The organism is Rhodococcus sp. 077-4, from assembly GCF_047782425.1.
Classification (GTDB): domain Bacteria; phylum Actinomycetota; class Actinomycetes; order Mycobacteriales; family Mycobacteriaceae; genus Rhodococcoides.
Genome location: NZ_JAJPWC010000002.1, coordinates 1,328,054 through 1,354,997, shown reverse-complemented (window position 1 = coordinate 1,354,997; position 26,944 = coordinate 1,328,054). Strand labels below are relative to the sequence as shown.

The 26,944-nt window shown below is 65.0% G+C and carries 1 protein-coding gene; it reads right to left on the bottom strand.

The features are described from left to right. Positions 1-51: 51 nt before the first annotated feature. Complete coding sequence (locus ACNEOT_RS15500; RefSeq protein ID WP_415974913.1) at positions 52-26,811, bottom strand: non-ribosomal peptide synthase/polyketide synthase; 26,760 nt, start codon at positions 26,809-26,811, stop codon at positions 52-54. Positions 26,812-26,944 lie beyond the last annotated feature (133 nt).

Genomic DNA, 26,944 nt, shown 5'->3' with positions numbered 1-26,944 from the left:
CGCCGATGATATTCGTACTCGAGCTCTTCGAAGTGGAGAACACACCAATCGTTATTCGGCCGTATTGCTCAGATGAGAATCCACCACCGGACCGATCACCGCAGCGGCATCGGCATTGGTCATCTCGTTGTGGAAAACGTCCACATCGTGGATGACGATATCTCCCGTCACATACGGACGCCATTCTTGCGGGGATCGAACAATTCCATCGCTTGCACCCTTCGTTGCGGAGAAGAACAAAACATCTCCGTCGAAGATCCCGGGGATGAACTCGGCCATTATCCGAGTCGAGTTCTCGAATCCCGCATTGATTCTTCTGAGGTGATCGGCAGTGACACCTGTCGTCTGCCCCAACGATTCGTCGAGTAGTTCGACGCCCCGCTCGTAGGTCAACGGATCGGTCGACGGGTGACCCGTCAGGTCGAGTCCCAATCCCGCAAGCAGATTCTCGACGCTCAACGCACCCTCGACCGGTTCGCCGTCGTGACCGTCGACGTAGCTGTCGAGCAGCGCGAGCGTGTGGACCTCGCTGCCGGTGCTGCGTAGTTCCACTGCCACGGCATGGGCGAGCGAGCCACCGAGCGACCAGCCGAGCAGGTGGTACGGACCGACGGGCTGGACGGTACGGATTTCGTCCGCGTAGCGGTGTGCCAGGTCGCGGATGGAGCCGAACGTCGACCCTTCCACGATGCTCGGCAACTGCAGGCCGTACACCGGACGGTCCTCGCTCAGCTGCGAGACGAGCCCGGCGTAACCCCACGACAAACCGATTCCGGGGTGAATGCAGAACAGTGGAGACTTCGACCCCGTGCTGCGCAGCGGAATCACCACACCGAACACCGAATCGAGTTCTGCGCCTTGGCCGTCGGCGTCGGCAGCGACCCGTGCGGCCAATCCGGCCGGTGTCGGGTCGACGAACAGCGCCTGCAGCGGGACCCGTACACCGATGGCGTTCTCGATGGCAGGCACGATCTTCGTGGCCACCAGCGACGTTCCGCCCAGCTCGAAGAAGTTGTCGTCCATACCGACCCGCTCGACTCCGAGGACCTGAGCGAACGCGTCGGCGATCGCAGCCTCCACGTCGGTGCTCGGTGCCCGGTACGGAGTCGTCGACACCGTGAGCTCCGGTACCGGCAATGCCCGACGATCGAGCTTGCCCACCGGAGTGAGCGGAATGTCGTCGAGCTCGATGATCGCCGACGGAACCATGTGGCGTGGAAGCACTTTGGCGACACGATCGCGTAGTGCTTCGGTATCGACCGATTCGCCGTCCGCCGCGAGGACGTACGACACCAGCACAGTGTCACCGGACGCGGCCGTGTGTCCGATCGTGGCGGCGAAACCGACCTGATCGTGCTCGGTGAGGGCGGAGTCGATCTCGCCGAGTTCGATGCGGAACCCACGCACCTTGACCTGGAAGTCACTGCGCCCGACGAACTCGACGGCTCCTGCACTCCCCCAGCGCACGACGTCTCCGGTTCGATACATCCGCTCGCCGGCGGTGCCGAACGGGTCGGCGACGAAGCGCTCGGACGTGAGTCCGAATCTGCGCAGGTAGCCACGCGCGGTGCCGGGTCCTGCGATGTACAGCTCGCCCGACACCCCTGCCGGGACCGGCCGCAGACGTGCGTCGAGCACCATGAACCGGAATCCGGCACCGGGCCTGCCGACGTCGACCGTGCCGCCGGCCACGAGAGGCCCGCCCACGCTGGCCTGAATGGTGGTCTCCGTCGGACCGTAGCCGTTGAACATCATCCGTCCCGGTGCCCACTTGGCCACCAGCTCCGGGGTACAGGCCTCACCACCGACGGCCAGCACGCGAACGGTGCCGAGCCGCGACTCGTCGATCGAGGACAGTGCCGCAGGCGTCAGGAACGCGTGTGTGACATGTTCCGATTCGAGAAGATCGGCCAGTTCGCCGCCGCCGAAGACTCCCGGCGGCACGATCACGACGGTTGCCCCGACCCCGAATGCCATCGTCAACTCGTAGACCGATGCATCGAAACTCGGCGACGCGATATGCGATACCCGTGAATCCCTGGTGGGACGGAACCGCTCGATGATCTCGGCCTGCAAGTTGGCCAGGCCGCGGTGTCGCACTGCGACACCCTTCGGCCGTCCCGTCGAACCCGAGGTGTAGATCAGGTAGGCAGGGTGGTCGAGATGCAGGGTCGCCGTCCGCTCGACGTCCGTCACCGCGTCCGCCGGGTAGCGAGACAACTCGGCCGAGATCTCCGGATCGTCCAGAACCAGCCACGGCACGGTCTCGGGCAGCGCGTGCCTGCTGTCCACATCGGTCAGACCCATTGCGGCACGGGAATCTTCGAGCATGTGCGCAATTCGGTCCGCCGGGTAGTTCGGATCGACGGGCAAGAATGCGGCACCGGTCTTGGCCACCGCCCATACCGACAGCACCGATTCGATCGATCGAGGCAGAGCCAACGCGACGAACGTCTCCGGGCCGACACCGTAATCGATCAGCATCCGAGCAATGCGGTTCGACCAACTGTCGAGGTCGGCGTAGGACAGGCTCACGCCTCGGTAGGTGACGGCAACCGCATACGGGTCGAGCGAGACCGCCGCAGCGAGTAGCTCCGGCCACGTCCGAACTGCGACCCCTGCGCTCCCTCGAGCCGGTGCAAGGGCCCGCTGCTCGTCGGTGCCCAGGATCTCGATGTCGCCGACCACCGCGTGACGGTCACGCCCCACGGCGTCGAGTACGCGGATCAGTCGTGCCGCGACGGCCTCGACGCTGGCTGCGTCGAACAGCGACGTCGCGTAGTCGAATGCGGCCTCGAACCCGGCCGGCCGACCGTCGTCGTCGAAGGTCTCCGACAGCAGCAATTGAAGATCCTGCTTCGCTACCGGAACGTCGAAGTCGAAGCCCTCCACCCGTAGGTCCGGGAGCTCGAGCGATGCCTTCTCGTTGTTCTGGAACGACAGCGCCACCTGAGAGAGGGGAGCGTAGGCCGTCGAGCGAGTGGGGTTGAGAACTTCGACGATTCTCTCGAAGGGCATCTCGGTGTGATCGAAGGCGTCGAGATCGTGGGCCTTGACCTGATTCAGCAGATCGACGAACGTAGCGGACTCGTCCACTCGACTTCGCAGCACGAGCGTGTTGACGAACATACCCACGAGATCGTCGAGCGCCGCATCACCGCGCCCGGCGACCGGAGTGGTGATCGCGATGTCGTCGGTACCGCTCAACCGAGCCAGTACCACCGCGAACGCCGCGTGCAGAACCATGAACATACTGACGTTCTGTTCGCGCGTGATCTCGACCAGAGCCCGATGGACGTCGGCGTCGATCGTGAAACGCACTCGGCCACCGCGGAAGTCCTGGGTGGTCGGCCTCGGTCGGTCCGTGGGCAGCGGCAACAGGTCGGGAAGACCCGCGAGCACGGTGGACCAGTGCTCGAGCTGCGCCGCCGCCACGGACGACGAATCCTGCTCGTCGCCGAGCAACGCGCGCTGCCAGATCGTGTAATCGGCGTACTGGACGGGCAGCGGCTCCCACATCGGGGCCTGTCCTGCACTCCGAGCCGAGTAGGCGAGAACGACATCGCGGGCAAGAGGTGCCATCGACGCGCCATCGGCGGCGATGTGGTGCACAACCATCGCGAGTACGAAGACGGTATCGCCCGACGGCTCATCGGGGTCGAGCACCTGGAACAGCTCGACATGCACGGGGATCTCCGAGGTCACGTCGAATCCTCGACCAGCAAGCAGAGCGACTCGATCGGTCAGCACACCCGAATCGATTCGTTCCGGCTCGACCACGGGCGCGACCTCGGCCGCCTGGTGCACGAGCTGCACCGGGAACTGCGGGCCGTCGGGGAAGGTCGTGCGAAGAGACTCGTGACGGTCGAGTACATCGACCACCGCGGCGGCCAGCGCAGCAGTGTCCAGTTGCCCGGTCAACTTGACGACCAGAGGCACGTTGTACGCCGGCGAAGACGTGTCGAACTGGTTGATGAACCACATTCGCTGCTGAGCGAGCGAGAGCGGAATGTGCTCCGGACGCGGCGCAGCAACGAGAGCCGGGCGTTGCGTTCGAGTGTCGGCAGCGCCGACTGCGCCCGCGAGCCCCGCCACGGTCGGGGTCTCGAAGATCGTACGAACGCCGATCGAAGTACCGAACTCGGCGTTGACGCGAGCGATGACCCGCGTTGCGCTGAGCGAGTCACCGCCGAGCTCGAAGAAGCTGTCGTCCGCACCGACTCGATCCACCTCGAGAATCTCGGCGAACACCGAGGCGACCGTCAGCTCGGCAGGCGTGCTCGGTTCGCGGTACGAGGTGGCCGAGCCGAACTCGGGCACCGGCAGCGCGGCGCGATCGAGCTTGCCCACCGGAGTGAGCGGAATCGACTCGAGTACGACGATGGCGCCGGGCACCATGTGGGACGGCAACGTGGCGGCCAAATGATCACGCAGGACCGCAGTGTCGAAGGTGTCGACCGAGTGGGCCGGGTTCTCCCCCGCCAGGCGCACGTATGCAACGAGAACCGCTGCTCCGGCCGGCCCTGGAACTCCGAACGTCGCGGCGAAGTCGACCGCCGGATGTGTGGAGAGCGCGGCGTCGATCTCGCCGAGTTCGATCCGGAAGCCGCGCACCTTGACCTGCGAGTCGCTGCGACCGACGTACTCGATGGTCAGATCCGGCGACCACCGCACCACGTCTCCGGTGCGGTACATCCGGGCACCCGGTGCGCCGAACGGATCGGCGACGAATCGCTCTGCCGTCAGGCCCATCCGATCGTGGTAACCGCGAGCCAGGCCGACACCTGCGAGGTACAGCTCGCCCGCCACCCCGACGGGAACCGGCTGCAGTCGCGAGTCGAGTACCACCTCGTACACGCCCCGCACGGGCCCGCCGATGGACACCGGCTCGCCGGCGACCATCGGGGCACTGATGTTGGACATGATCGTGGCCTCGGTCGGACCGTACCCGTTGAACAGGTTGCGTCCGGGAGCCCACTTGGTGACCAACTCGGCCGGGACGGCCTCACCGCCGACGACGACGTCGGCGAACGTGTCGAGACCGGCCGGATCGACAGATGCCAGCGCCGATGGCGTGACGAAACCGTGCGTGACCGATTCCTCGGACAGCAACGACGCCAGCTCGGCTCCGCCGTACACCGTCGGCGGCACGATCACCATCGTTGCTCCGACGCCGAACGCGAGGAGGTACTCGAGTACGGACGCGTCGAAACTCGGCGACGAAACATGAAGTGTGCGTGAATCTTTCGTGACCCGATAGCGCTCGCGCTGCTCGGTCGCGAAGTTGTCGAGGCCGGAGTGAGTGACCACGACCCCCTTCGGAACGCCCGTCGAGCCCGACGTGTAGATCGTGTACGCCGCACTGTCGAGAGTGACGCGACCGTGACGTTCGTCGTCGGCGATGGGCTCGTCGCTCACCGTGTTCGGGCCGTCCAAAGCGAGGTCGTCGAGGACGATCCACGGCACGGTCGACGGCAGGTCGTCCAGATGAGCGCGAGTGGTGACACCGAACGTTGCGCCGGAGTCGGCCAGCATGTGCTCGATGCGATCGGCCGGGTAGTTCGGGTCGACCGGTACGAAGGCCGCACCGGACTTGGCGACCGCCCATACCGTCAACACCGACTCGATCGACCGCGCGATTCCGAGTGCGACGAACGTCTCGGTCTGCACGCCGTGGCCGAGCAGAATACGAGCGAGTCGGTTGGACTGCCGATCCAACTCTCGGTACGTCGACCGGCCGTCGGCGCTGCGCACCGCGATGGCGTCCGGGTCGAGCGCTGCTGCGTCGGAGAAGATGTCCGGCAACAACCGCGTCGAACGGCCTTCGATTCCGAATACAGGTGCCAGAGTGGCAAATTCGGTGTCGGAGAGCAGTCCGAGCCGGGCAAGCGGCTGCTGTTCGTCGGCAAGCACCGCATCGAGTACACGCTCGACTCGGTCGACGATGGCCTGGACGTCATCGATCTCGAACAGTTCGGGCAGGTACTTCGCCTTGAGGTTCAGGCGCTCGTCGACGGACGAGACGAGGGTCAGCGGATAGTGCGCGGCGTCGGTTCCGAGGATGTCCGTCACCTGCATACCTGCGAAATCCGTTGCAGCAGAAGCGCCGGCGCGATCGACGGGATACGACTCGAACACAGTGAGCGTGTCGAACGCGACGCCCGGACCGGCTGCGCGTTGGATATCCGTCAGGCCCAGGTAGTGATGGTCCAACAGCGATGCCTGTTCCGCCTGAACACGATCGACCAGAGCGCCGAGAGTTTCGGCACGATCGAGCGTGACACGAACGGGAAGCGTGTTGATGAAGAGACCGATCATGCCCTCGATGCCGGGGACCTCCGGCGGGCGACCCGACACGGTGGCACCGAACACGACGTCGTCACGACCGGTCAGCGTGGCGAGCACGATGCCCCACGCCGTTTGAACCAACGTGTTCAGCGTCGATCCGCGGCGGGCCGCGAAGTCGCGCAGAGCCGCTGTGGTCTCGACCGACAGCGACCGCTCGGTCTCGCTCGAGACGGTGGACAACTGTCGACCCCGATCGCCCGTGACCAACAGCGTCGGCTCGTCGACCCCTGCCATCGCACTGACCCACTGCGCGGTGGAAATTGCGACGTCACGTTGCCGCATCCAGGAGAGGTAATCCCGGTACGCGGGCACCCGCGGCAGCATCGAGTCGTCGGACTCGGTGACATAGAGCGTGATCAGTTCCTTGACCACCAGTGGCGTCGACCAACCGTCGAGGAGAATGTGGTGGTTGGTCAGCAGCAGTCGCCAGTGATCGTCGGCGAGTGTGATCAGCGTGAACCGAAGCAGCGGTGCCGAGTCCATCTCGAACCGTACGGCTCGATCGGCTGCGAGGACCTCTTCCAAGGCCGCATCGACATCGGCCGCACCGCGCAGATCGACCTCGGACCAGGGAACCGTGACCGAACTCTGCACGATCTGCAGAGATTCGCCGGTGCTGTTGTGCACGAACGCTGCTCGCAGGTTCGGATGACGCGAGACGAGCTTGTTCACGGCGGAGTGCATCCGCTCGGAATCGACGACACCGCGCAACTCGAGACCGAGCTGCACCATGTAGGCGTCCACGCCTGAGCTGTCGCTGCCGACCTCGCCGGCCAGGCGGGCATGGAACAGCAATCCGGCTTGCAAGGGCGACATCGACCACACGTCGTCGAGATCCGGGAACCGCTTCTCGAGCACCTCGATCGAGCGCTGATCGATGTCGACCAGCTCGAGGTCGGACGGTGTGAAGCCGCCTGCACCCTCGGCCGACGCGTGCTCGGTGATCGACGTGAGCGCCTGCGTCCACAGCTCGATCAACCGACCGACCTCGTCGGCGTTCAGGATCCCGGCCGGGAAGGCGAAGGTTGCGTCGAGTTGGGGTCCGTCGGGTGTCGACGTGGTGACGGCATTGATGTCCAGTGCGGCCGGGACGGGCATGTCCGGGTTCTGTGCGTCGCCCAGTTCGGCGTCGGCCACAGGAATCCAGCCCACGTCGGCCATGCCCTCGGTGGATCCGGTCGAGAATCGGCCGAGGTAGTTGAAGCTGACCTGCGGAGCGGTGAAGTCGGACAGCGCCTGGGTCCCAGCGGGATCGAGGTACCGCAGCATGCCGTAGCCGATGCCGTGATCCGGGATTTCGAGGAGCTGTTCCTTGACGGCCTTGATCAGCGCACCGGCGGCCTCGCCACCGGACAACGCGTCGGCGATGTCCACGGAACCGAGGTCGAGGCGCACCGGGAAGATGGTGGTGAACCAGCCGACGGTTCTGCCCAGATCTGCTCCGGGTACCACGGCGTCTTCACGGCCATGGCCTTCGAGCGTGATCAGCGCGCTACGGACAGCGGCCCCGCGTTCGCGACGCCATGCCGTCAGCGCCAGGGCCAAACCGGCCAGCAGGCCGTCGTTGACGCTGCCTCGGAAGACATTCGGCACCCTGGTCAGCAGGCGATCGGTCACCTCGATCGGCAAGGACGTGCGGATGCGCTGCACGGTCGCGTCCACATCGACGCGCTTGTCCAGCGGCCGCGAACCGATGGTCGGATCGTCACCGCCCAGAATGCGCTGCCAGAGGGCGATCTCGTCGGTACGGCTCGCGGTGACCTCGGTCAAACCGGTCGACCACCGACGCATGGACGTGCCGATCGGTGCCAACACGGGCTCGTCGCCCGCCACGATCTGGCTCCATGCCGTCGCGAGATCGGGAACGAGGATGCGCCAGGAGACGCCGTCGATGACGAGGTGATGCGCGACGACGAGCAGTCGGCCGGAGCCGTTCGGGCCCTGGAACCACACCATCTGCACCATGACACCGTCGGCAGGAATCAGCCGATCTGCTGCGGCGTCGAGTTCCGTTGCGGCGCAGGAAGAGAACTCGGCACCGTCGACGGAATCGACGGGGACGGCATGGAGGACCGACGCGGCGGACACCGTGCCGATCGGAGATACTTCCTCGTGCCAGATGCCGTCCGCATCCTCGAACAGCCTCGACCGGAGCATGTCGTGACGATCGAGCACGGCCTGGACGGTGCGCTCCAGCGTGTCGCTGTCGATGCCGACCGGAAGCTGAAGCAAGGCGGTCTGGGTGTAGCGACCGAAGTCGGTGCTGCGGTCCAACATCCAGCGAACAACCGGGGTCAGGGGCAGCGAACCGACTCCCCCACCGGCGAGTTCCTCGAGCACGACGACGTCGCCGCCGAGAACCACGACCTCGGCCAACGCGGCGACGGTCTTGCGCTCGAAGATGTCACGCGGTGCCAGGACCAGGCCGGCTGCCTTGGCGCGCGAGACCAGCTGAATGGACATGATGCTGTCGCCGCCGAGTGCGAAGAACGAGTCGTCGACGCCGACGGTGTCGAGACCGAGGACGTCGGCGAACAGGCCGGCGAGAATGGACTCGACTTCGGTTGCCGGCAAACGGCTTTCGGTGACGTTGGCGGAGAAGTCCGGAGCCGGCAGTGCGCGGCGATCGAGCTTTCCGTTGGCGGTCAGCGGAAGCTCGTCCAACACGATCAGGGCAGCCGGCACCATGTACGACGTCAGTGAGTGTCCGACGAACTCGAGAACGGCGGAGTGGTCGAGTGTTCGACCCGCCTCGGCGACGACATATCCGATCAGTCGATCGCCGAATCCGTCGTCTCGAACCGAGACCACGGAGGCCGCGACACCGTCGAATCCGAGAAGTGCGCTCTCGATCTCGCCGAGTTCGATGCGGAATCCGTGCAACTGGACCTGCATGTCACTGCGGCCCAGGTACTCGAGTGTGCCGTTGCGGTTCCAGCGGGCCGTGTCGCCGGTGCGGTACATCCGGGCACCGATCTCCCCGGACGGATCTGCGACGAAACGAGTGGCCGAGAGCCCGGCCCGGCCGAGGTAGCCGCGGGAGAGCTGTGCCCCGGAGACGTACATTTCGCCGATTACACCGGGCGGCACGGGATTGAGACGTGTATCGAGAACGGCGACGTGCAGTGCGGGAATCGCCTGACCGATGACGCTCGCCGACGCGGATGCCGCGAACTGCTCGGTCAGGGCCAAGTGGCTCACGTGGACGGTCGTCTCGGTGATGCCGTACATGTTGACCAATGTCGGGGCGGACTCGTCGTGTCGGGCGTACCAGCGACCCAACTGGCCGAGGTCGAGTGCCTCACCGCCGAAGATCACGTACCGGAGCGAGAGGTCGGAGCCGGTAGTGCTGCCGGTGGCCACCCTGTCCGCTTCTGCGAACTGATAGAACGCCGTCGGTGTCTGGTTGAGGACAGTGACCTTCTCGCGTATCAGCAACTCGCGGAACAGTTCCGGCGAGCGCGCCGTGTAATAGTCGACGACGACGAGGGTTCCGCCGTGCAGCAGTGGTCCCCACAGCTCCCACACCGAGAAGTCGAACGCGTACGAATGGAACATCGTCCAGACGTCGCGGTCGTCGAAATCGAACAGATTCGTGGTGTTCGCGAACAGGGTTGCGACGTTGCGGTGCGCGATCTGCACGCCCTTGGGGCGACCGGTGCTGCCCGAGGTGTAGATGACGTACGCGATCGAATCGGCACTCACGCTTCCCGAGCGGTCCGCGTCCGTCAGCGGGTCACCCGACACACCGTCGAGCTCGGCGATCAGGTCCGGTGAATCGACCTCGAGGACATCGAGATCGGAAGCCGGCACCGACGCGCTGTCGGCCATCGTGGAGATCACACAGACGGGCGAGGCGTCCTCGAGCATGAACGCCAACCGGTCTGCCGGGTACGAGACGTCGATCGGCAGGTAACCGCCACCGGACTTGATCACCGCGAGCAGAGCCACGATGAGCTCCTCGTTGCGCGGCATCGCCACCGCCACGAGCGACTCCGAGGTCACTCCGCGTCGAACGAGCACCCGTGCGAGTCGGTTCGACCGCTCGTCCAACTCGGCATAGGTGAGCGAGTGGTCGCCGAAGACGACGGCGCGCGAATCGGGGAATCGAGCTGCGGCAGAGGAGAATCGATCGGCCAACGTCGCGTCGTCTGCCGCGAGGCCCGCATGGTTCCACTCGCGCGTCATCGCATCGAGCTCGCCCGGGAGCAGCACGTCGATGTCGCCGACGGCGCGGTCGGAGTCGACCGTCACGGTGGCGAGCACGGCACCGAATCGTGCCGCGAACTCCTCCACGGAGGATTCCTCGAACAGGTCGACCGCGTAGGTGATGGCGGCGGTCATCCCGGATGGCGCGCCCGACTCGTCGTACGTCTCCGCGACGGTCAGTTGCAGATCGAACTTCGCGACATGGGCATCGATGTTGACGGCTTCGACCGTGAGGTCCGGCAGTTCGAGTGTCGCCGAAGTGTTGTTCTGGAATTCGAGCAGCACCTGGAACAGCGGTGAGTGGTCGGTCGAACGAGCTGGGTCGAGAACGTCGACCAGTCGCTCGAACGGGACATCGGTGTTCTCGAACGCGGCCAGATCGGCTGTGCGAGTGGCACGAAGCAGGTCGCTGAACGACAGCTGCGGGGCCACCTGCGTACGCAGAACCAGCGTTCCGACGAACATGCCGACCAGATCGTCGAGTGCAGCGTCACCACGGCCGGCGATCGGAGTGCCGACAGCGATGTCCTCGATGCCGCTGATACGCGCCATCAGGATCGACCACGCCGCGTGCACGGTCATGAAGACGGTCGCCTCGTTGGCGCGCGCGATGTCCACCAGTCCGGCATGGGTGTCGCCGTCTATCTCGAACCGAACACTGTTGCCGCGCAGCGACTGCCGAGCCGGTCGCGGATGATCGAGCGGCAGAGGCAGAACGTCGGGAAGATCTGCAAGGGCGGTCTTCCAGAAGTCCAATTGCTGGGCGGCCAACGACGACGCATCGGACTCGTCGCCCAGTACCGTCCGCTGCCAGATCGCGAAGTCCGCGTACTGCACCTCGAGCGGTGCCCACTTCGGCGCGCTGGACGCCGCGCGAGAACTGTAGGCCACCATGACATCTCGTGCCAGTGGAGCCATGGACGCGCCGTCGGCAGCGATGTGGTGCACGACGATGGACAGTACGAACTCGTCCGGCGCGAGCCGGTACAGGACCGCGCGGAACGGTAGCTCGATCGAGACGTCGAATCCCGCTGCGGCAGCGGCCGAGATCGCCGCGACGACCTCGGTGGCGTCCAGATCGACGACGTCGAGTTCCGTTTCCGCAGCCTGCACGTCGAGGATCTTCTGCTCGGGGCGCTCACCGTGGGTGGGGAACACCGTCCGAAGAGATTCGTGCCGTTCGAGGACGTCTCCGATTGCCGCGCTCATCGCGGCGATGTCGAGTCGACCCGTCAGACGGACCGCGAGCGGGATGTTGTACGCCGCCGAGGTCACGTCGAATTGATTGATGAACCACATTCGCTGCTGCGCCAGCGACAACGGAATCGAATTCGGTCGAGGTTTCGCCGCGAGTGCCGGACGACGAAGCGCGCCGATCGGGTCGCTGTGCACCCGCACCGCGAGCGATTCGACGGTGGGTGCCTCGAACAGTGCGCGAACGCTGATGGTGGTGCCGAGGGCAGAGTTCACCCGCGCAGTGAGTCTGGTGGCGCTGAGCGAGTCGCCACCCAGATCGAAGAAGCTCGAATCGATTCCGACGCCGTCGATCCCCAATACCTCGCCGAAGATGTCGCAGATGACCTGCTCGGTGTCGTTTCTCGGTGCACGCGAGTCGCCTCCGAGATGAAGATCGGGCGCAGGCAGTGCGTTGCGGTCCAGCTTGCCGGACGGCGTCAACGGAATCGACTCCAGCGCGACGAACGCCGTCGGGATCATGTGAGTCGGTAGCGAACTCGACACGTGAGTGCGCAGTGCTGCCGCATCGACCTGTTCGCCGGATCGAGGGAGGACGTAGGCGACCAGAATCGTGTTGCCCGTCGGGCCGTCGACGCCGATGGTGGTGGCGAACTCGACCGTCGGATCGTCGGTCAGGACGGCGTCGATCTCGCCCAGTTCGATGCGGAAACCGCGCACCTTGACCTGGAAGTCACTGCGTCCGACGTATTCGAGGGTTCCGGATTCGGTCCAGCGCACCACGTCGCCGGTCCGATACATCCGAGCACCTGGCTCACCGAACGGATGTGCGACGAAACGGTCTGCCGTGAAGCCGAATCGGCGATGGTAGCCACGCGCCAGCGCCGGTCCGGCGAGATAGAGCTCACCCGCAACGCCGACCGGAACGGGATGCAGCCGTGCGTCGAGAACGAGTTGACTCGAACCGATTGTCGGAGAACCGATGTCGATGGCAGAGTCGACGTGCAGCTGATCGCTGACGGACGAGAAGATCGTCGCCTCGGTCGGACCGTACGCATTGAACATTCGACGGCCCGGTGCCCAGCGGGCCACGAGCTCGGGCGGACAGACGTCGCCACCGGTGGCGACGACTCGCAGCTCGGTCAGGCCGTTCGGATCGACCGAAGCCAACGCAGCGGGAGTGACGAACGCATGGGTGACGTGCTGTTCGGCCAGCAAGGCTGCGAGCTCGGTACCACCGTAGACCGAGGTCGGTGCGATGACCGTGGTCGCGGCACCGGAGATCACCATGAGCAATTCGAGGATGGAAGCGTCGAAGCTCGGAGACGCGAACGCGAGAACCCGAGCGTTCGGGGTCACCTCGAAACGAGTCCGCTCCTCCTCGGCGAGATTCGCCAGTCCGCGGTGGGTGACGGTGACGCCCTTGGGTACACCGGTCGAACCCGAGGTGTAGATGAGGTACGCCACTTGATCGATGTGCATCGGCCCGATGCGGTCGACGTCGCCGACCGGCGTGGTCGAACGATCCAGTAGGTCGGCGCGTGTGCCGTCGTGGTCGAGGACGGTCCACCGGGCAGAGCCGAGACCCTCGACTGCGTCGGTGTGTGCGGACACGGTCAGACCGATGGACGCGTTCGAGTCGACCAGCATGTGCTCGACGCGATCGCGCGGGTAGCTCGGATCGATCGGCAGGAATGCCGCACCGGTCTTCGCCACGGCCCAGATGCCGAGAATGGACTCGATGGAGCGCGGCAGGGCAAGCGCGACAACAGTTTCCGGGCCCGCGCCGCGTGCGATCAGGGTGCGGGCGAGAGCAGACGACAGTGCGTCGAGTTCTGCGTAGTCGACGGTGCGACCTTCGCTCCACAGAGCTGTGCCGTGCGCGTTCTTCGCGGCAGCGTCGGTGAGGATATCCGGAAGCAGTCGAACATTCGACGATTCCGGTCCCCGAACGGGAGCCAGGCGGTCCAGCTCGTCCTCGGACAGCAGCGACAGCGACCCGACGCGTCGGTCGGTGTCGGTGGCAATGGCGTCGAGCACCCGCACGATTCGGTCGACCGTCGCCGCGACGACGCTGTGCTCGAACAGCTCCGGCAGGTACTTGGCCTCGATGTGCAGCCGATCGTCGACCATGGCTACCAAGGTCAGCGGGTACTGCGCAGTGTCGCTGCCGTCGTGCACGTCGTGCACCTGCATACCCGCGAGATCGGTTTCCGCCGACAGGCCTGCGCGGTCCATCGGATACGACTCGAACACCGTCAGGGTGTCGAAGGCGACGGCCGGTCCCACTGCCCGCTGAATGTCGGTGAGGCCGAGGTAGTGGTGATCGAGTAGAGCGGCCTGTTCTGCCTGTACCCGCTCCAGGTACTCACCGAGTGTTTCGGACGGGTCGAGCACGATCCTGACCGGCAGTGTGTTGATGAACAAACCGACCATCGACTCGATGTCCGAAACCTCCGGCGGGCGTCCGGAGACCGTGGCCCCGAACACGACGTCGGAGCGTCCGGTGAGAGTGCCGAGGACCAGGGCCCACGACGCCTGCACCATCGAGTTCATCGTGACGCCGCGCGCACGGGCGACTGCCCTCAGGCGGCCTGTCCGCTCGGCGTCCAACGAGATCTGAGTTCTGCCGGCCAGCGTCGACTCCTGGCGCCGGCTCTCGACCGGGGTCAACAGTGTCGGCTCGGACAGTCCCGCGAGCGCATCCGTCCACGCAGCGAGTGCGGTCGAGCGATCGCGTTCGGCCAACCAGGACAGGTACTCGCGGTAGGCAGGCACGCGCGGCAACACGGTGTCGTCGCCGTCCACCACATACAGCGTCAGCAGGTCCTTGATGAGCAGCGGTGTGGACCAGCCGTCGAGCAGGATGTGGTGATTGGTCATCACCAGACGCCACTCGCCCGGTGCCGCCGTGACGAGCATGAAGCGCAGCAGCGGGGCCTGAGCCATGTTGAATCGAGTGGCCCTGTCCTCGTGCTCGATGCGCTCGAGCTCGGCAGCCCTGTCTTCGGCGCTCAGTCCCGACAGATCGACCGACGTCCACGGGACATCCACATCGTGATGCACGATCTGGATCGACTCACCGTCGCTGTTGTGCACGAAGGCAGTCCGCAGGTTCGCGTGCCTACGCAACAACGCCTGCGCGGAACGTCGCATCCGTGCCTCGTCGACGTCGCCGCGCAGCTCGAGCACCAGTTGAACGATGTAGGCGTCGACGGACTGATCGGAGAGCTCTGCGTGGAACAGCAGACCGGCCTGCAGCGGAGTCATCGACCAGATGTCGTCGAGCGTGGGATAGACCCGCTCGAGGTCGTCGATCGAACTCTGATCGAGGCGCACCAGGTCCAGATCGGACGGCGTGAATCCCCCCGCCCCCGGCCGCTGGGAAAGCTGCGTCAGCGCGGTGAGAGCTTGTCGCCACAGTTCGGCCAGTTCCGCCACGTCGCGTGCGTCGAGGACGCCGGTGGGGAAGGCGAATGTCGCCTCGAGCCGGGGACCGGTGGGGGTTGCGGTGGTGACGGCGTTGATGTCGAGCACGGCGGAGACGGGCAGATTCTCGTCCTGCGAATCGCCGACACCGGAATCGTCGACCGGCAACCAGCCGTGGCCGCGGAGCTCGTCGGGAACATCGGTGCTGTAGCGCCCGAGGTAGTTGAAACTGACCTGAGGAGACGGGAAGTCGCGCAGGGCAGCGGCACCGTCCTCGTCCAGGTAGCGCAGCATGCCGTACCCGATACCGTGGTCGGGAACAGCCAGCAGCTGCTCCTTGACCGATTTGATCAGACGCGCTGCGTCGGCACCGCCGGCGAGAGCGTCGTCCAGATCGATGCCCGCGAGAGTCAGCCTGAGCGGGTAGATCGTGGTGAACCACCCGACGGTGCGGCCGAGATCGGCGCCCGGTACCACGTGGTCCTCGCGGCCGTGACCTTCGAGCGAGATGAGAGCGTCGTCGACGGCCACTCCCCTCTCACGCCGCCACACCGCCGTGGCCAGTGCGAGAGCAGCGAGCAGTCCGTCGTTGACGCTGCCGTGGAATGCCTCGGGTAGTGCTGTCAGCAGCCCTTCGGTGACGTCGGTGGACAGCGTCAATTCGACTTTGTCCACTGTCCGGTACACGTCGATATCGCGGTCGAGCGCGCGCGAACCGATGAGTGGATCCGGTTGCGCCAGAACGTCACGCCACACCTCGAGCTCCTCGCCGCGAGTTGCCGTGACCTCACGCAACCCGTGCGCCCAACGACGCATGGAGGTGCCGACCGGAGCCAGCTCCGGAGTGTTGCCGCCGATGATCTGGGCCCACGCCGAAGCGAGGTCGGGAACCAGAATTCTCCAGGACACTCCGTCGACGACGAGGTGGTGGGCGACGACGAGCAGACGGCTCCCCTCGGAGCCCGCATCGAACCACACCATCTGGATCATGACACCGGCATCGGGTGCCAAGCGACCTACCGCTGCCTCTGCCTCGGCCGTGGCCTGATCCGAGAACTCTTGTCCTCGAACGGTTGTCGACGACACCCGATGCACGACCGACTGCGCCGTGACCGATCCGGCAGGCAGGACCTCCATCGCGGGGTGCTCACCGCGGTGCAGGACGCCTCGGAGCATGTCGTGGTGATCGAGAACCGTCTGGACGGTGGACTCGAGAACATCCAGCTCGATGTCGACCGGAAGCGTGAGTACTGCGGTCTGTGTGTGCTTGTCGAGTACTGCGGTGCGCTCGAGCATCCACGCGACGATCGGGGTCAGCGGTACGTCGCCGACACCGCCACCGGGCAGCTCCTCGAGCACGAGAGGAGCGATACCGTCGCCGGCCGCGACCACCTCGGCGAGCGCAGCAACGGTCTTGTGCTCGAACACATCTCGTGGCGACAGAGCGAGTCCGGCCGCCTTCGCGCGTGAGACCAGCTGAATCGACATGATGCTGTCGCCGCCGAGAGCGAAGAACGAATCGTCGACGCCGACGCGATCGAGCCGAAGGACCTCGGCGAACAATCCGGCCAGCGTCTTCTCGACCGCATTCTCGGCATCTCGACCGGACGTGACCTGAGCGGACCAATCCGGTTCGGGGAGTGCGGTGCGGTCGAGTTTGCCTGCAGGAGTGAGCGGAATGGACTCCAACATCACGAACGCCGACGGAACCATATGCGCAGGCAGTACCGAACCGGCATGCTCACGCAACGCATCGGCCTCGACCGTCGTACCGGCCACCGGCAACACATACGACACCAACACCGTCGACCCGGCAGCAGACTCACGCCCGATGGTGACCACGAAATCGACACCCGGCACCGCAGCCAACACCGAATCGATCTCACCCAACTCGATCCGGAAACCACGCACCTTCACCTGAAAATCGCTACGCCCCACATACTCCAACGCACCCGAAGCATTCCACCGCACCACATCACCGGTGCGATACATCCGCGAACCGGCACCACCGAACGGATTGGCCACGAACCGCTCCGCCGTCAAACCCAACCGCGCGTGATACCCACGAGCCAACGCCGGACCCGCCAGATACAACTCACCCACCACACCCACCGGCACCGGATTCAACCGCGCATCCAACACCACCTCCGCGAAACCGATCGTCGGCGAACCGATATCGACCGACTCCCCCACCACCAACACCGACGAAATCGACGAGAAAATCGTCGCCTCCGTCGGACCGTACGCATTGAACATCCGCCGACCCGGAGCCCACCGCGCCACCAACTCCGGCGCACACACATCACCACCGGTCACCACCACCTGCACCGAATCCAACCCCACCGGATCCACCGACGCCAACGCCGCAGGCGTGACGAACGCATGAGAAACCCGCTCGGCAGCAAGCAACGACGCCAACTCCACCCCACCGAACACCAACGGCGGCGCAATCACCATCGTCGCCCCACCGGAAAACGCCAACACGAACTCGAGAATCGAAGCATCGAAACTCGGCGACGCAAACGCCAACACCCGCGACGACGGCCCCACACCGAACCGAACCCGCTCCTCCGCAGCAAGATTGCCCACACCACGATGCGTGACCACCACACCCTTGGGCACACCCGTCGAACCCGACGTATAAATCAGATACGCCGCATCATCGAGCCGCAACACACCCGAACGCTCGGCATCCAACACCGGAGCAGACGACCGAAACGCCAGATCCGCCACCACATCGGAATCATCGAGCACCACCCACGACACCCCACCGACACCCGACACCGCACCCAGATGCGCAGCCAACGTCACACCCACCACAGCACCGGAATCGACCAACATGTGCTCGATCCGATCCACCGGATAATTCGGATCCACCGGCAAGAACGCACCACCGGCCTTCGCCACCGCCCACACCGCCACCACCGACTCCACCGACCGCGACAACGCCAACGCCACGAACGACCCCGGACCCACACCACTCGACATCAACATCCGCGCCAACCGCGACGACGCCGCATCCAACTCACCATAAGAAACAGACCGCGACCCCGACACCACCGCAACACCACCGACACCAGCAACACCCACCGCACCAGCCAACAACTCCGGCAACACCACACCCACCACAGACCGCGGACCACGAACCGGAGCCAGTGAGTCGTACTCGTTGGCCGACAGAATTTCGATGTCGCCGACTCGGATGGACGGCGTGGCCGTCACGGCATCGAGGATCCGCACGAGGCGATCGGCGAGAACCCTGATGGTGTCAGCATCGAACAGTTCTGTGGCGTAACGGAATCCGGCAACGACCCCGGCCGGCGCGCCGGACTTGTCGAACTCTTCCGAAATCGTCAACTGCAGGTCGAAGTTCGAGATGTCGTTGGGGAGTTCGATGCCCTCGATCGACAATCCGGGCAACGTCACCGTCGGCCGGTCGGTCTGCTGGAACTCGAGCATGACCTGGAACAACGGCGCATGGGCCGTCGATCTCGCAGGATCGACGGCATCGACCACACGCTCGAACGGCACATCCGAATGCGTGAACGCGGCGAGGTCGACGGCGCGAACGTCGGAGAGGAGGTCCTCGAACCGCATGGAGCCGGGCACCTGGGTACGGAGTACGAGCGTGTTGACGAACATGCCCACGAGTTCGTCGAGTGCGGCGTCGCCGCGGCCCGAGATCGGCGTTCCGACCGAAATGTCCTCGGTACCCGACAGACGGCCAAGTAGGACCGCCAGAGCAGCGTGCACGATCATGAACGAACTCGAATTATGCTCGGCCGCAACAGCAGCGAGGCGAGAATGAACGGCTGCGTCGATCTCGAACGGGACGGTGTCGCCCCGCAGCGACGCCACCGCGGGGCGTGGGCGGTCGGTCGGCAACGTCAGAACCTCTGGGCTGCCCGTCAGCGTGTCGACCCAGTAGGCGAGCTGCTGAGCCATCAGCGACTCGGGATCGGACTCCGCGCCGAGGAACCTGCGCTGCCACAGTGCGTAGTCGGCGTACTGCACCGGCAACGGTTCCTGATTCGGCGCGTGACCTGCGGCTCGGGCGCTGTAGGCGACCATCAGGTCACGGGCCAGCGGGGCGCTCGAGAACCCGTCCGAGGAGATGTGGTGCACCACCATGACGAGCACGTGCTCGTTGTCCTGAATCCGAATCAATCGCACGCGCAGCGGAACGTCTGCCACCACGTCGAAGCCCGAGCCGGCGACGTCACCGATCAACTCGAGGACGTGTCGCTCGTCGTCCGCGAGGACCGGGGTCAGATCCGGCAGCGCCGACGCCGCGTCGAGAATCGACTGAACGGGAACGTCGTCGGTCAGCGGGAACATCGTGCGCAGCGACTCGTGTCGGGTCAACACGTCACCGATGGCCGAGTGCATCGCGTCGACATCGAGCACACCGCTCAGACGCATGGCGAATGCGACGTTGTACGCAGCCGACTCGGTGTCGTACTGGTTGATGAACCACATGCGCTGCTGAGCGAGCGACAGCGGCACGACATCCGGCCGCTCCTGCGGAACCAGTCGCGGGGCTGCGGCGACGTCGTGTTCGCGAATGTCGATGCCTGCAGACAACGCGCGCACGGTCGGGGCGTCGAACAGATCCCTGATGCCGATGTCGGTTCCGAGTGCCGCGTTGACGCGCGCGACCAGACGCATGGCGATCAGCGAATTGCCGCCGATCTCGAAGAAGCTCGACGTGACTCCGACCTGAGCCATACCGAGCAGATCGCCGAATATGCCTGCAACGATTTCTTCTATCGGGTTCTCCGGACCGACGAAGTCCGAAGCGGCGACGGTGTACTCGGGTGCGGGCAGAGCTTTTCGGTCGAGTTTGCCGCTGGCGTTGACCGGAAGCGACTCCAGTAGCACCACGTGGGAGGGCACCATGTATCCCGGAAGCCGCCGAGCGGCCTCGGCCGTCAGCTGTGTGGGGTCGACCGCAGAACCGGGTGTACCCACCACGTAGGCCACCAGTGTCTCACCGGTGTTCGGGTCCTTGTGCACCAACGCGATCGCCTGCGCGACGGCCTCGGATCGCAGGAGTACCGCTTCGATCTCCGGTAGTTCGATGCGCAGGCCCCGCAACTTGACCTGGAAGTCGGTGCGGCCGATGTACTCGAGCTCCCCATCCGAGCGCCAACGCACCAGATCGCCTGTGCGATAGAGACGCTCGCCCGGCTCGCCGAACGGATCGGCGACGAAGCGATCTGCCGTGAGATCGCCGCGGCCGACGTACCCCCGAGCGAGCTGCACACCGGCGAGATACAGCTCACCGGGAGCGCCGATCGGAGCCGGTCGCAACGAGGCGTCGAGCACGTACAGGCGGGTGTTCCACACCGGTGCGCCGATGGGGATGGAGACGGCGTCGCGGCCGGTCACGTGGTAGTAGCTGACGTCGACGGCCGCTTCGGTGGGACCGTAGAGGTTGTGCAGCTCAGCACGGGAGAACTGTGCGAACTGCGCGGCGGTGGCAGGAGGAAGAGCCTCGCCACTGCAGAAGACCAACCGCAGCGAGACACAGTCGGAGGCCCGTGCGCCTGCTGCGAAAACCGCAAGCATCGACGGCACGAAGTGTGCAGTGGTGATGTGCTCGTCCGCGATGATGCGGGAAAGGTACACGGGATCGCGGTGCCCGTCCGGCTCTGCGATCACGAGCTTGGCACCGACCTGCAAGGGCCAGAAGAACTCCCAGACCGAGACGTCGAACGTTGCGGGTGTCTTCTGCAGAACCGTGTCGGCGGGCTCGAGGTGGTACTCGTGCTGCATCCACAGCAACCGGTTCACGATGGCCGAGTGCGTCACTGCGACACCCTTGGGCCGTCCGGTGGAACCGGATGTATAGATCACGTATGCGGTGTTCGAGCCACGGAGCGTTCCGAGACGGTCCGAGTCGGTGACCGAGGAGCGATCGCGATCGGACACGTCGAGCAGGTCGACGGCGAGGACCGGCGTTGCGACCGGGATGTTGATCCAATCGCGGCTGGTGGTGAGGATGCACACCGGTTGGGCGCTGGACAGTACGTAGGACGAGCGCTCGACGGGATGGTCCGGATCGATCGGCACATAGGCACCACCGGCCTTGACGATGGCGTACATGCCGACGAGTAGGTCGATCGACCGTCGGATTGCAAGGCCGACATGGGATTCGGATGACACGCCGAGCGAGATGAGGTGTCTTGCGAGTTGGTTGGCGCGTTCGTCCAGTTCGAGATAGGTGATGTGTTCGTCCTCGAACACGAGCGCGGTCGAGTACGGACTGCGCTGCACCTGACGGTCGAACAGGCTGCTGAGCGTCATGTCGACGTGCCCGGCCGGGATCTGCTGGTGGACAGCGGGTTCGATCAGTCGCGCGGTGTCGTTCCACTCGAACAGAACCAGTTCGCGCTCGGCGGCGGAGAGAATATCGATGTCGCCGGTGCGAATGTCCGTCGATGTTCCGATGCTCGACACGATTCTCAAGAAGCGATCGACGAATCGGTCGATGGTCTCGGGGTCGAACAGATCGGTGGCGTAGGTGAACGCAGCCGACAGCGCACCGGACTCGTCGACCGGCTCCTGATCCACGCGCAGCTGCAGGTCGAATTTGGCTGTGTCGGTACTGATCTCCTCGAACGCGACGGTGAGATCGGGAAGTTCCAACGTGACCGAGGCATTGTTCTGGAACTCGAGGAGGACCTGGAACAGCGGTGAACGATCGGTCGACCTCGCCGGATCGAGCACGTCGACCAGACGCTCGAACGGGATATCGGTGTTGTCGAAGGCAGCGAGATCGGACGTACGAGTGCGGGCCAGCAGATCGGTGAAGGTCGCTTGCGGCTCGACCTGAGTCCGCAGCACGAGGGTCCCGACGAACATTCCGACGAGGTCGTCGAGCGCCGCGTCGCCTCGACCAGCGATCGGAGTGCCGATTGCGATGTCCTGGGTGCCGCTCAGGCGCGCAAGCAGCACGGCAAGTGCAGAATGCACGACCATGAAGAGTGTCGACTCGTGTTCGGCGGCAACCGAAGTCAACCGAGCTGCGACATCGGCGGGGATCGTGAACGGGGTGACGCTGCCGCGCATCGACTGTCGGGTGGGGCGTGGCCGATCGAGCGGCATCGGCAGCACGTCGGGCAGATCTGCCAGAGCCGACTGCCAGAAGTCGATCTGCCGCGATGCGACGGAGGTGGCGTCGTTCTCGTCGCCGAGAACGGCGTGCTGCCACAGGGCGAAGTCCGCGTACTGCACGGCCAGTGGTTCCCAGGCCGGAACCGAGCCCGCGGACCTGGCACCGTAAGCGACCATCACGTCTCGGGCCAGTGGTGCCATCGAGGCACCGTCTGCCGCGATGTGGTGGACGACGATCGAGAGGACGAAAGTGTCCGGTCCGGTCCGGTACAACACCGCCCGGAAAGGCAGATCGACCGTGACGTCGAAACCTGTTGTCGCAGCGGCTCGGACCAGCGCGTCGACCGAAGCGGCGTCGACATCGACCACCTCGAGCGGAAGCTTCGAGCCGGTGACGGCCTCGACGGGCGCGATCACCTGGTTGGGGAGATCACCGACCGTCGGGAACACCGTGCGGAGCGACTCGTGCCGAGACAGGACGTCGCCGACGGCCGCAGCCATCGCGTTCACGTCCAGGCGGCCCGTCAAGCGGACGGTGAGCGGGATGTTGTAGGCCGGCGAGGACACGTCGAACTGGTTGATGAACCACATCCGCTGCTGCGCGAGAGACAGCGGGACGGAATCGGGCCGGTCGACGGGGACGAGCGCAGGACGTCGATGCAGCGATGCACCCTTGGCCTCGGCACGCTCTGCGAGAGTCCGAACCGTCGACGCCTCGAACAGATCGAGAACTTTCAGATCGGTTCCCAGGGCCGAATTGACCCGCGCGATCAAACGCGTTGCCACGAGCGAGTTTCCGCCGAGATCGAAGAAGCTGTCGGTTACGCCGACCCGATCGACCTCGAGAACATCGCAGAACACAGCGGCAACCGCCGCCTCGTATTCCGTATTCGCCGCCTCGAACGCGCCCTGTGAACCGAGATTCGGTTCGGGGAGTGCGGTGCGGTCGAGTTTGCCTGCAGGAGTGAGCGGAATGGACTCCAACATCACGAACGCCGACGGAACCATATGCGCAGGCAGTACCGAACCGGCATGCTCACGCAACGCATCGGCCTCGACCGTCGTACCGGCCACCGGCAACACATACGACACCAACACCGTCGACCCGGCAGCAGACTCACGCCCGATGGTGACCACGAAATCGACACCCGGCACCGCAGCCAACACCGAATCGATCTCACCCAACTCGATCCGGAAACCACGCACCTTCACCTGAAAATCGCTACGCCCCACATACTCCAACGCACCCGAAGCATTCCACCGCACCACATCACCGGTGCGATACATCCGCGAACCGGCACCACCGAACGGATTGGCCACGAACCGCTCCGCCGTCAAACCCAACCGCGCGTGATACCCACGAGCCAACGCCGGACCCGCCAGATACAACTCACCCACCACACCCACCGGCACCGGATTCAACCGCGCATCCAACACCACCTCCGCGAAACCGATCGTCGGCGAACCGATATCGACCGACTCCCCCACCACCAACACCGACGAAATCGACGAGAAAATCGTCGCCTCCGTCGGACCGTACGCATTGAACATCCGCCGACCCGGAGCCCACCGCGCCACCAACTCCGGCGCACACACATCACCACCGGTCACCACCACCTGCACCGAATCCAACCCCACCGGATCCACCGACGCCAACGCCGCAGGCGTGACGAACGCATGAGAAACCCGCTCGGCAGCAAGCAACGACGCCAACTCCACCCCACCGAACACCAACGGCGGCGCAATCACCATCGTCGCCCCACCGGAAAACGCCAACACGAACTCGAGAATCGAAGCATCGAAACTCGGCGACGCAAACGCCAACACCCGCGACGACGGCCCCACACCGAACCGAACCCGCTCCTCCGCAGCAAGATTGCCCACACCACGATGCGTGACCACCACACCCTTGGGCACACCCGTCGAACCCGACGTATAAATCAGATACGCCGCATCATCGAGCCGCAACACACCCGAACGCTCGGCATCCAACACCGGAGCAGACGACCGAAACGCCAGATCCGCCACCACATCGGAATCATCGAGCACCACCCACGACACCCCACCGACACCCGACACCGCACCCAGATGCGCAGCCAACGTCACACCCACCACAGCACCGGAATCGACCAACATGTGCTCGATCCGATCCACCGGATAATTCGGATCCACCGGCAAGAACGCACCACCGGCCTTCGCCACCGCCCACACCGCCACCACCGACTCCACCGACCGCGACAACGCCAACGCCACGAACGACCCCGGACCCACACCACTCGACATCAACATCCGCGCCAACCGCGACGACGCCGCATCCAACTCACCATAAGAAACAGACCGCGACCCCGACACCACCGCAACACCACCGACACCAGCAACACCCACCGCACCAGCCAACAACTCCGGCAACACCACACCCACCACAGACCGCGGACCACGAACCGGAGCCAGGCGAGTTCGTTCGGCAGCGGAGAGAATGTCCACGTCACCGATCAGCAGATCGGGCTCGCTCGTCAGCGCGTCGAGGATCCGCACGACACGGCGACCGAGTTGCGCCATGCTCGCGGCATCGAACAGTTCTGTGGCGTAATCGAAATCGACTGTCGGAGAATCGGACTCGTCGACCGTGACGACGAGGTCCAGGTCGACTCCATCACGCGGCAGCGCGGCAGGGCCGAATCGGAGCGCAACCTGGGCGAGGGGGTTGTGCGATTCCGATCGGGACAGACCGAGAGCGTCGACGATGGCGTCGAACGACACCTCGGCGTGCGCCATGGCTGCGTCGAAATCGGTTCCCGTCGTTTCGACGAAGTCGGCGAACGTCTGCCGAGCATCGGGACGGGTTCGCAGCACCACGGTGTCGCCTGCAGCCGTCGGCACGGCAATCGACACGTCGTCGGTGTTGGCCAGCCGTGAAAGCAGCACGGCGACAGCGGCTTCGAGCACCACGAACGCCGTCGTGGACCGGTCGGCCGCCAGTCGAGCCACCGAGGACCAGGATGAGGATGCAATCGTGACCTGGTGGGACGCGCGAACGTGACCGATTCGAGAGGGGCGTGGACGATCGCTGGGAATATCGAGAAGTTCCGGGGCATCGGCCAGCCGCTCCGTCCAGTACTCGAGCTGGTCGGCGACACGGCGACGTCGCCGGCCTTCCCGGGCGCTGTCCGGATGTACATCGACGACGGCGACTTCGGGTCCCGCCGCGATGAACGCCTCGGCCATCTCGACGAAGCTCGTATGGTGTGCGGTGAGATCACCGTCGTCGTACCGATTCGGGTTGGCTCTGAAGTCGACGAATGTCCTTGCCGGGGAACCGCTCTGGTAGACATTGACCAACAGGTCCTCGACCGGACCCGAGGTGACGATGTTGAACTCGCCGACTATCGAACCCAAATTGATCTGCTGATGGAACAGCATCATGTTGACCATCGGGCCGGCAAGCTGCTTGTCACTACCGGAGGCGGCCAGTTCCCGCCGGATGTCCTCGATGCTGAAGCGCTGATGGCGCAGAGCTCCCATCAGCTCGAGCTGCACCTGCTGCACGAGGTCGCCGACGGTGGCGTCCGGGGACACGTGGATCGGGATGGGTGCGACGTTGACGAGCATTCCCCCGGATCGGCGCAGCAGTGCTGTCGTGCGGGCGGACACCGGAATGTTGACGAGGACGTCCTCGCGCCCGGTCATTCGGGACAGGTAGCAGCCGAAGGCGGCGATGAACACCGCCGCAGCGGTTCCGCCCTTGCTCGCGTCCGATCCTTCGAGTGCGGTGACGACGTCCTCGGGCAGCGCGACACTGCGCAACTTGCTCGCTGCGACCGTGCGGCCGGACGTATTGGACAGAGACGCGCCGTCGCGGATGTCTACGGCACGCGCCGTCCAGTACTCCTTGTCGGACTCGAAACGAGTCGACGTCCGGTACTCCTGATCGAGCTCGTACAGTCTGCGTAGCTCGGCAGCCTTGTTGGGGGCAGGGTCGGTGTGCTCGACCGCAGCCGTGTAGAGCGCTGCGGTGCGATTGACGAGCGTCATTGCCCCGTAGCCGTCGAGAGCGACGTGGTGGATCTTGCTGTACCAGAGGTTGCGATCGTCCTCGACCTGAATGATCCAGCTCTCGACGAGGGGATCGTTCTCCATGTCGACCGGTTCGACGTAGTTCTCGTCGATCCATCGCAACGCGGCTGCCATGGGATCGTCCTGGCCCCGCAGGTCCAGATAGTGCACGGATTGGTCGATGGAGTGATCGACCATCTGAACGGGTTCGCCGTCCACCTCGGCCAGGCGCAGGTAAGCGGATTGGAATTCGTGTGCGGCGAGAGCCGTCGCGTCCTGCAGAACGGCGATGTCGAGGTTGCCGCGAAGGTCGACGTACTGAGCGATGCAAACCGGGACGTCAGGGGCCAGTTGCTGGGCGAACCACATGCCTCGCTGCGCAGACGACAGCGGGAAGCCGTTCTCGAAACCGGAGCCTGTCGGAGGCGTCTGAGAGCCCCCGGTAATTGCTGCGCGCATTCACTTGCCTTTCGGCGGCACGGTCGCGGTCGCGAGACCCGACGCCAGGTTGGTCGACCCGGAGTCGGTTCGGTTCGGACTGTCGAGCCGCGGCGGCCTGTGCGCGCGATTGAGCAATTCTGGTTTCCGTTCT